Source organism: Syntrophomonas sp. (assembly GCF_028707975.1).
GTDB lineage: Bacteria > Bacillota > Syntrophomonadia > Syntrophomonadales > Syntrophomonadaceae > Syntrophomonas.
The window spans coordinates 1-7,301 of the sequence record NZ_JAQVZX010000061.1 but is presented as its reverse complement, the minus strand read 5'-3'; the positions used below and the strand labels follow the sequence as shown (position 1 = coordinate 7,301).

9 protein-coding genes are annotated in these 7,301 nt (G+C 45.9%); all 9 read left to right on the top strand.

Translation table 11 applies throughout. The features are described from left to right. A partial coding sequence (locus PHP87_RS08395) for a flagellar protein FlaG (RefSeq protein ID WP_299920318.1) occupies positions 1-197 on the top strand: 197 nt, incomplete at its 5' end. Positions 198-250: 53 nt separating this feature from the next. Then, complete coding sequence (locus tag PHP87_RS08390; RefSeq protein ID WP_299920317.1) at positions 251-712, top strand: hypothetical protein; 462 nt, start codon at positions 251-253, stop codon at positions 710-712. Positions 713-747: 35 nt separating this feature from the next. Then, a complete protein-coding gene (locus tag PHP87_RS08385) occupies positions 748-1,227 on the top strand; it encodes a hypothetical protein (RefSeq protein ID WP_299920316.1) in 480 nt (159 codons plus the stop codon). A gap of 171 nt (positions 1,228-1,398) precedes the next feature. Beyond that, positions 1,399-1,692, top strand: a complete 294-nt coding sequence (locus PHP87_RS08380; RefSeq protein ID WP_299920315.1) for a zinc-ribbon domain containing protein — start codon at positions 1,399-1,401, stop codon at positions 1,690-1,692. A 173-nt stretch (positions 1,693-1,865) separates the two neighbouring features. Continuing rightward, positions 1,866-2,411 carry a ribosome-associated translation inhibitor RaiA gene (raiA, locus tag PHP87_RS08375; protein WP_299920313.1) on the top strand — a complete coding sequence of 182 codons (546 nt, stop codon included), beginning with the start codon at positions 1,866-1,868 and terminating at the stop codon, positions 2,409-2,411. A gap of 88 nt (positions 2,412-2,499) precedes the next feature. Next, on the top strand, positions 2,500-4,992 hold the full coding sequence (gene secA, locus PHP87_RS08370; protein WP_299920311.1) for a preprotein translocase subunit SecA: 2,493 nt from the start codon (positions 2,500-2,502) through the stop codon (positions 4,990-4,992). Beyond that, positions 4,992-5,783 carry a flagellar motor protein gene (locus tag PHP87_RS08365; RefSeq protein WP_299920309.1) on the top strand — a complete coding sequence of 264 codons (792 nt, stop codon included), beginning with the start codon at positions 4,992-4,994 and terminating at the stop codon, positions 5,781-5,783. The genes secA and PHP87_RS08365 overlap by 1 nt, the downstream gene beginning before the upstream one ends. Before the next feature lie 5 nt (positions 5,784-5,788). Then, positions 5,789-6,625: a flagellar motor protein MotB gene (locus tag PHP87_RS08360; RefSeq protein WP_299920307.1), complete on the top strand. Its 837-nt coding sequence runs from the start codon at positions 5,789-5,791 to the stop codon at positions 6,623-6,625. A 350-nt stretch (positions 6,626-6,975) separates the two neighbouring features. Further along, positions 6,976-7,301, top strand: a 326-nt coding sequence (locus PHP87_RS08355) for a PCRF domain-containing protein (protein WP_299920305.1), incomplete at its 3' end; no start/stop codon positions are given.

The following is a 7,301-nucleotide window of genomic DNA, read 5'->3' as shown; positions in this document are numbered from 1 at the left end:
AGGCGGTTAAGTTTGCCAGTTGTCATCTCGAGTTTCAGCCTTACGAGGATAGTGGGCGCTTTCAGGTTAAGGTGGTAAATAGTCTAAGCGGTGAGGTAATAAAAGAGATTCCGCCGGATTATTTACTGGATTTTTCGATAAAGATGAAAGAAATGATAAACCAGGTAGTAGGCCTCTTCGTAGATGAACTGGTGTGAGGGAAGATGTTATATATTATCGATTGGGGTAAAATTTGATGGAAGCGAAACAAATGGAGAAAGTTCGAGGATTGTATGGGGATCTACTGCTCTTATCCAAGGAACAGTTGCTGCTGGCTCGAAGCATCACTGGCGAAAAAGATATTAGCCAGGAGATGTTGCTTTTATTCCAAAAGCGCCAGGAGATCATGGAAGGGATCGATCTCCTGTTTTCTGAGATTAATCGAGCAGATAATGGGGATAATGCAGTTTGCAGTAATAAAAACAGCCGGTTCACTTTCCCGCTTTCTCTGGGAAAACAGCAAGCAGAAGTACATAATAAGGTAATACAAGATATAATTGTTACAATCAGAGAGATTCAGGCCCATGACGAAGTAGGGCGAAAGATTATTAAGAAATCGCAGCAGGAGGTGGGTAAAAAGCTGGCCAGTTTTAAAAAAAACCAGGTGGCTTCGGATGCTTATCTGCATGTGAACTCATACTCAGACGGATGGTTTTTTGACCAGAAAAAATAGCAGGCTGATTCAGCAGATTGGGGAATAATTCGACAATGACCAGGGAGATACTTAAAGAATTAACTGAGAACTTCAAGCAGCAAAGGCGGATTTACTCCGGCATGTTGGATTTGGCCAGTGAACAACTAGCTATTCTGGAAAAAAATCAGGGCCAGGTATATGCAGATGAGATAGAAAGCTTGCTGGGCCGCAGAAATAATCTTTTGGATGATATAAATAAAAAAAACCGGAAAAACAAGCAGCTTCAGCTGATAATCGTGCAGGAGCTAGGAATAGAAGAATTTGTTCTGGCTAAGCTGGAAAGTAAAATAGAGGCGGATCAGTTTCAGGCATTAAAAGAGCAGATAAGCGGCTTAAGTAAATTGCTGGAAATGATTAGTGAAAAGGATCAGCGAAGTCAAGATCTCATGCAGCAGTCCATAAATTCTAAACGCCACCAAAAGGCCCCAAGCAGCAGCCGGCAAGCCAGTCAGGCTTACAAGCAATCCATGGAACAGAAAGCCGATAAGAGTTGATGGGGGGATCCGGTCAAAAGCTCTGTCCTTAAGGGTAATTTATGAGCAAGGAATAATTGTGTAATTTCTTGCTATTTTAATATTTTAACAGTATAATTAGCTGTAAGGCTTGATGGGCTACTTTTTCCAGTGCACATTGGGCAAATTTCAAAAAAGCGAGGTTATTTTCACATGTTTCAAGACAAGACTTTAGTGTGCCAAGATTGTGGACAGGAATTCATTTTCACTGCTGGTGAGCAGGAATTCTACAGTGAAAAAGGGTTTGAAAACGAGCCCAAACGTTGCCGGGAATGTAGAGTAAGTCGTCGTAACAGTCGTAACAACAGCCGGGGGCCACGCGAAATGTTTGCCGCAGTATGTGCCGGTTGTGGAGCTGAGACCGAGGTTCCCTTTAGACCAGTTGAAGGCAGACCGGTGTACTGTATGGAATGTTTCCAAAAACAAAAAGAAGAAGCAGCATACTAAATACGAATTTATTACCGGGCTTTATAGGCCCGGTTTTTACATTTCTGGGAAGCATCCTGATAAGGGACGATCCACAACTTACTTCCCATGTTTGCAACAAGATTTATTCCGGAAAGGATTTTTTGGCCACTTAGTAGTATAATATAGATAACAACAGGGAAAGAGGTGTTTCTATGAAATTTGTCATCAGAGGCAGGAACATTGAGATTACCGATGCTCTAAAAGATTACACCACTAAGAGGCTTTCCAAGTTGGAGAAATACATTGATGATGTAAAGGAGGCACAGGTAGCTTTATCAATTGAGGGAGAGGATCATAAAGTAGAAGTTACCATACCCTTGAATGGAATAATCCTCCGGGGAGAGGAAATGAGCGATGACATGTACAGCTCCATTGACATGGTGGAGGAAAAACTGGAAAAGCAGATCGAAAAATACAAAGCCCGGCTCTATCGGAGCAACCGGGGCGCAGGCCTGAAGAAGGCTCTGGCGGAGGAAATCAAGAGAGAACTGGATAAGGGCGAAAAAATTGAGAAGTTTAAGATCGTTCGCAGCAAGAAATTTGCGCTAAAACCTATGGATGTAGAAGAAGCCATAATGCAAATGAACCTTTTGGGGCATAGTTTTTTTGTTTTTTTCAATCCCCAGAGCGAAGAAGTAAATGTGGTCTATAAGAGGAAAGATGGAAATTACGGATTAATCGAGCCTGACTTTGATTAGTTGAAGCCGGGAGCGAAAAAGTGATAATATTAATTCATGATAATATTAGGAACCTTAAGGTTCCTTCTTTTTTGCGAGGTAAAAAACAATGATAAAAAAAATATTGAAATCCTTCCTGGATGATGATGAAAGAGAAGTCAGGAAGCTCAGGCGAACGGTGGAGGTGATTAACTCCCTGGAGGCGACTTTCCAGGAGATGGCGGAGGAGGAATTCCCGCAAAAAACTGATGAATTTAGGGAAAGATTAAAGAATGGGCAGGAACTAGACGATATATTACCTGAGGCTTTTGCCTTGGTACGCGAAGCGTCGTGGCGGGTTCTGGGTATGCGTCATTTCGATGTACAATTAATAGGGGGAATGGTACTTCACCAGGGACGCATCGCCGAGATGAAGACCGGTGAGGGTAAAACCCTGGTGGCCACTTTGCCGACCTACTTGAATGCCCTGGAGGGTAGAGGGGTTCATATCGTAACGGTCAATGATTACTTGGCGGCTCGTGATGCGGGCTGGATGGGGCCGATCCTGGAATATTGCGGTATGACGGTGGGCTTGATTGTACACGGTCTGAGTTATGAGGAGAGAAAAGCCGCTTATGCCTGTGATGTCACTTATGGCACCAATAACGAAATGGGTTTCGATTACCTGCGCGACAATATGGTGGTAGCGGCAGACAATATGGTTCAACGTGAGCTGCATTATGCCATTATTGACGAAGTTGACTCCATACTGGTGGATGAAGCCCGTACTCCCTTGATTATTTCGGGAGAAGGGGACAAACCTACCACCCTTTATTACCAGATTGCCAAATTTATTCCTCGTTTGCAAAACGAAGAAGACTATAAGGTGGACGAAAAGGCCCATGTAGTTACCCTGACGGAAGAAGGGGTACAGAAGGTAGAGAAATATTTTGCTATAGATAATCTATCCGATAATATGGAATTGGCCCATCACATAAACCAGGGCTTGAAGGCCCACAGTCTCATGAAGAGGGATCGGGATTATGTGATTAAAGATGAACAGATAATTATCGTGGATGAATTCACCGGGCGTTTGATGTTTGGACGCCGCTATAGTGATGGACTGCACCAGGCAATTGAGGCCAAAGAGGGAGTGAAAATTGAAAAGGAATCCCAGACCCTGGCCACTATTACCTTTCAAAATTATTTCCGCATGTACCGGAAGTTGGGAGGAATGACGGGAACAGCCAAAACCGAGGAAGAGGAATTTCGCAAGATCTATGGTATGGATGTGGTTAGCATTCCCACCCATAATCCCATGGTAAGGGAAGACCAGGCGGATATGGTTTATCGTACTGAAGAAGGGAAGTTCCGGGCGGTAGTAGAAGATATTATTTCCCGGCATCAAGTAAAACAACCGGTTTTGGTGGGTACTATTTCGGTGGAAAAGTCCGAATATTTAAGCGAAATGCTGGCCAAAAGAGGGGTAAAACACCAGGTGTTAAATGCCAAATACCATGAAAAAGAGGCGCAGATCATTGCCCTGGCCGGGCAGGAGGGGACGGTAACCATTGCCACCAATATGGCGGGAAGGGGAACCGACATAGTCCTGGGGGAAGGAGTACAAGGGCTGGGAGGTCTTTATGTACTGGGGACGGAAAGACACGAATCCCGTCGTATCGACAATCAGCTGCGAGGGCGTTCCGGACGCCAGGGGGATCCAGGTGAGTCGCGCTTTTATGTTTCACTGGAAGATGACCTGATGCGGCTCTTTGGTTCGGCCAATGTTGAAGGTCTTATGGATCGTCTGGGTATGGATGATGATATGCCCATAGAGCATAAAATGATAACGCGGGCGATTGAAAGTGCCCAGAAGAAGGTAGAAGCCCGCAACTTCAGCATAAGAAAAAATGTTCTGGAGTATGACGATGTCATTAACCAGCAGCGGGAAGTAATGTACGGTGAGCGCCGCAAGGTTCTCTTTGACGAGGATCTTAAAGAAACCGTTGCCAGCATGATAGATGATGTTATAGAACAGGCGGTGGAGAGGTCCGCCGGCGAGTTGAAATACTCGGATGAGTGGGATTTGCCGGGATTTATGGCCTATATTGAACAGAGTATAATTCCCCAACCTGATTTCAAGCAGGAGGATTTGCTGGGAATGCGGAAAAATGAAGCCGTAGCACTCCTGGCCGAAAAAACTCACGCCCTCTATGAACAGCGGGAAAGAGAAATGGGTAGTGAGTTGATGCGGGAGTTGGAGAAGGCTATCCTCTTGCGGATAATTGACGAGAAATGGATGGATCATATTGATGCCATGGATCAGCTCCGCAACGGAATTTCCCTGCGGGCTTACGGTCAGAAGGATCCGTTGATTGAGTACAAATTCGAGGCCTTTGAGGCTTTTCAAATGATGATCGAGAGTATGAAGGAAGATGTAGTGCGCTACATTTTCCGCGTGAAGGTGGTTCAACAGCCGGAGGAAAGAAAAACTTTTGAGAACCAGGGTGAAGAGGCGGAGAAGAAGCCTGTGCGTGTAGGCAAAAAGGTAGGGCGCAATGACCTCTGTCCCTGTGGAAGTGGGAAAAAGTACAAGAAATGTTGCGGGAGAGGGGTTAGTTAATGGATTTAGCTACTTTTATCGGATTGGTAGTGGGCCTGGGAGGCCTGGCAGGAGGGTTCCTGCTGGAAGGCGCACATTTGAGCAGCCTGTGGGGATATACCGCCTTTATCATAGTATTTGGCGGCACCATAGGCGCTACTATAGTATCCTATACGATGGAAGAGCTTAGGAAGGTACCTTTTTTTCTAAAAGTGGTGTTCACGGAAAAGAAAATCGACTATTTTTCTGTGATGGAAACACTGGTGGAAACGGCGGATAAGGCCAGGCGTGAGGGCCTGCTCAGCCTGGAAAGCCAGCTGGGGGAAATAGATAATGAATTCCTGTCCCGGGGATTGCAACTGGTAATCGATGGTACCGACCCTGATTTAACCCGCAGCATGCTGGAAATGGAGATAGAGGCCCACGAGAAAAGTCAAAAAGTAGGTGTTGACATATTTATGACGGCTGGCGGTTTTGCTCCCACTATGGGTATAATCGGAACCGTTATGGGCTTGATCCATGTTTTGAGTAATATTGCCGAACCGGACAAGCTGGCCGGTGCTATTGCGGTGGCCTTCCTGGCCACTCTCTATGGAGTTGCTTCCGCCAATGTGCTCTGGATTCCTTTTGGAACCAAGATAAAGGTAAAATCGGGCCGGGAAATCCTCTTGATGGAATTAGTGCTGGAAGGAATCCTTTCCATTCAAGCTGGTGAAAATCCCCGGGTAATTCGGGAAAAACTGATGACCTTCCTGCCGGCTGATGCCCGGGAAAAGGAGGAAGAACCGGAAAGAGCCAGGATGGGGATGTGATATAGATGGCTGGTCGCAGGAAAAAGAAAGTCCAGGAGGAAGAACACAGCGGTCAGGAGCGCTGGCTTATCACCTATGCAGATTTGATTACCCTGTTAATGGTTTTTTTTGTTCTGATGTATTCCATGAGTCAGATCAATGCCCAGAAATTTGCGGCCGTGGCCAATTCCTTAAGTCTGGTGCTCAGCGGGCAGGCTATGTCCACCCTCGATACTCAAGGGCCGTCAATGGTTGAAGGCCTGTCAGGGCAGATGCTGCCTGAAGGGCCAGGTACCATACCGGATAATCAGGGGCAACTGGACGAAGTTAAACGAATGATTGCCGAGTTTATAAAGGTAGAAGACCAGGCTGCCGGTGAAGCCCAGAAGGGCGGGAATACCACCACCACCCGCTTGAGTGACAGTCTGATAGTTTACGAGCAGGAGCGGGGGCTGGTAATCAGTTTTAAAGATACCATGCTCTTTGCCAGCGGCTCGGATGAGCTGACCCCGCGAGCTAAGGAAATCATTGGGCAGATAGGGGGAGCCTTGCTCAAATTGCCTAATTTTATCAGGGTGGAGGGCCATACCGACGACCGGCCCATAAGCACTGCTAAATTTCCCTCTAACTGGGAACTTTCTGTTTTGAGGGCCTCCAATGTGGTGCATGTATTAAACGAGAATGCCCGTATTCCGGCGGAACGCCTGTCGATAATAGGTTATGGGGAAAACCGGCCCCTGGTAGCCAATGACAGCGATGAGGGGCGGGCTATGAACCGCCGGGTGGATATTGTAATATTAAAGAAGAAATATGATTATTTCGAACCGCCCCTTGGCAGTACCCAGCAAGAGGCCCGGCACTAAGGAATAATCATTATCCTGGTATATTTTTGCTAACCACCCATGCCCAGGGGACGCAAGCAGCGATGAAAATAGGGGCATTACAGGAGGTTTTCTGACGCAGGTAAACGCAGATTTATTATGATTTACGAGATAATTTTGCTAATAATTTCAGCGTTAATCAGCGCCCGAAGGGTCTGCGTCCTTCTGCATCAAAACCAATATTATTTTATAAAGTAACGGCTTAAAATGATATCAAGGAGGGAAGATTTTGCTGATTGATCCTAAAAACAGCTGCCAGGAAATAATCAATCGTTTATCTGAGATGAGGGCTTCTCTTTGACCTGGTTAACTGCGAGAAACAGATAGAATCTTTGCAGCAGAAGACTCTGCGGGAGAACTTCTGGAGTGAGCGCAAAGAGGCTCAGGAAATACTGAAACAAATCAGCAAGCTCCAGGAAAACCTCAATCTTTATAAAGAACTGATGGGAACAGCTCAATACCTGAATGATATTCTGGATATGGCCGAAGAAGAAAAAGATGAAGTACTTTGGCAGGAAACCGTGCGGGAATTGCTAGTATTACAGAAGAAATTTCGGGAATTTGAACTGTTGGTTTTATTTTCTGGCCGGCATGATTACAGCAATGCTATTGTTTCTCTTCATGCCGGAGCTGGAGGAACTGAAGCCCAGGACTGGGT